This is a genomic window from Micromonospora tarensis, from assembly GCF_016803395.1.
GTDB classification, from domain to species: domain Bacteria; phylum Actinomycetota; class Actinomycetes; order Mycobacteriales; family Micromonosporaceae; genus Micromonospora; species Micromonospora tarensis.
Map to the genome: position 1 here is coordinate 1 of NZ_JAEVHL010000451.1, position 2,229 is coordinate 2,229.

Sequence of the window (2,229 nt, forward strand, 5' to 3'; positions counted from 1 at the left end):
GCGGGCCGGTGCTCGTCACCACGGTCTGCACCGCGCCGAGGGCGGCATCCGCCGCGGCCCGCCAGGCTTGACTGGTGAGACCGGCCAGGGCGGCACCGTCGTCCGCCGAGAGCAGCCGCTCCTCGGCGGCGAGCAGGCCCGCGAACTCGGGGCCGGCCACCAGCCGCTGGTACTCGCCCGGCCCGTCGTCCGGCAGCCCGGCCGCCGCCTCGGTACGCGCGTACCGCTGGTTGTTGACCAGCGCGGTCAGTCGGCGGCGCTGGTCGACGCCGAGCCGTTCACCGGCCAGCGCCGCGCTGACCAGCGTGTCCTCCCGGGCGAGCAACTCCCGGGCGCGAGCCAACGCGATCACCGCGCGGGTGTCGACCGCCAACGCGCTCTCGTACGCGCCCCACTCCGGGCCGTACACCCGGAAGGCGACGTCGATGACCTGGTCGTATCCGTCGATCGCGGTGGCCTGCTCACGCTCTGCGCTGTCCACCCGGGTTCGGATCGTGGTCAGCCCGTCGAGCCGTCGGACCAGCTCGTCGGCCCGGTCCCGGACCTTGCCGGCGCTGAGCAACCGCAGGTCGCGGCCCTCGGTGAACTCGCGGACCTCGGCGGCGGCCCGATCGGTGCGCTCGCGTGCCCCGACCAACGCGGTCGCCGTCCGTCCGCCGCCGGCGATCGTCTCGGCGGTGATCCGGCGTTCGGTCTGCAGGCCCAGGATCAGCCGGTCGATGGGCTGGCCCAGGGTGTCCGCCAGGGCCCGTACCCGCAGCAGGTCGACGACGTCCTGGCTGGCCGTGTAGGCCGCGTACGACCAGAGCGTGACCAGTACCGTGACGAGCACGACCAGCCTGGCCCGGATCAGCCGGAGCTCAGTGCGCGTCATCGGCCCGCCCGCCGCGGCCAGGGCTGCCCGGCCGTGTCGCTGGCCCGGTCGGCGACCAGGGTGCGCAGCAGCGCGAGCAGCTCGGTCCGGTTGGCGCAGTTCAGCCGGTTGCGCATCCGCGCCACGTGGTGTTCGACGGTCTTGGCCGAGATGAAGAGCCGGTCACCGATCTCCCGGTAGGTCAGCCCGGCGAGCACCAGCTCGGCGACCTCGTACTCGCGGTCGCTGAGCCCCTGCTGGGTCGGGCCGTCCGCCCGTGCCGCGCTCGCCCCGGTCGGCGGGGTCGGCCGCCCTGGCCGGTGGGTGGCCGCCCCTGGAGTGCGCGGGCGCACTCCAGCAGGCTCGTCATCGCCCGCCGGTCCGCCGTCCGGATGGCGGCCTGCCCGGCGAGGCGGGCGCCGTCCCAGCACAACCCGGTGTCGTGCAGCCCTCGGGCGGCGGCCTCCACCCGGACCGGGTCGACGACCCCCCGGAGCACCTCCACCCAGCTCTCGCCGGCGGCGGCGACCACTGCCGCGTACCGGCTGTGGCCGGCGGCGGCGAGCAGCGCGGCGACGTGCTCGTCGGCGACCGCCGGCTCGCCGGTCAGGATGGCCGCGTGCAGCCCACTCCAGTGCAGCGGCACGCTCCACAGTGGTGGGTTACCGAGTCGGTCGAGCAGCGAACGCCCCTGGAGCAGATACGGCTCCAGCCGGGCCAGGTCACCCAGCCGCGCGCCCGCGATGGCCAACTCACCCAGCGGCAGCAGGGTGAACAGGTCGACCGGGTGCCGCACCACCGCCTCCAACGCCTGCCCCCAACCGCGCTTGAGCGCCCCGAGGTCGCTGTTGCGCCGACCGATGCCCAGTCGGATCGCGGCGGCGAAGAGCTGGTCGCGGGACTCCAGCTGCCGCCCGTCGATCGTCACCGTGGCGAGGCGCTCCGACGCGGCGTGGATCTCGCCCCGGACCATCAGGATCCAGGCCTGTAGGAGCTGGTGGCGGCGAGCCATCAGCGGGCCGCCGACGCCGGCGCCCGAGGCCCGGTGCAGCACCCGCTCGGCGATCTCCAGCTCACCGCAGTGCACCGCCGTCAACGCGGCGAGAGCCGCCGGGCTGTCCGGAAGGAGCGCGGCCCGCCCGTCCGGCTCCAGCAACGCGGCGGCCTGCACCAGAGCGGAGAGCGCGGCGGTCGGCGAGCCGGTCACGCTCTCGCGTACCCCGTTGGCCATCAGTCGGGCCGCGCTGGCGTGCAGGGTGGGTGGTTCACCGGCCGGGTCACCGGCCGGCGACTCGGTGGCGGCGCCCGGGTCGCCGGTGGCCAGCCCGCCGACGATGGCGAAGGCCGCCGCCGAGGCGCTGCCCGACCACCGGTAC

The 2,229-nt window shown here is 75.5% G+C and carries 2 protein-coding genes and 1 pseudogene; all 3 read right to left on the reverse strand.

Annotation, left to right across the window (positions count from 1 at the left end):
• The coding region (locus tag JM949_RS35365; protein ID WP_203152396.1) for a nitrate- and nitrite sensing domain-containing protein at positions 1–874 on the reverse strand (874 nt) is incomplete at its 3' end.
• Entirely contained in the window at positions 871–1,071 is a 201-nt protein-coding gene (locus JM949_RS35370; RefSeq protein WP_203152397.1) for a helix-turn-helix domain-containing protein, read from the reverse strand. The genes JM949_RS35365 and JM949_RS35370, both read right to left, overlap by 4 nt.
• A pseudogene (locus JM949_RS35375) lies at positions 1,056–2,229 on the reverse strand (hypothetical protein); the annotation flags it as partial. The gene JM949_RS35370 and the pseudogene JM949_RS35375, both read right to left, overlap by 16 nt.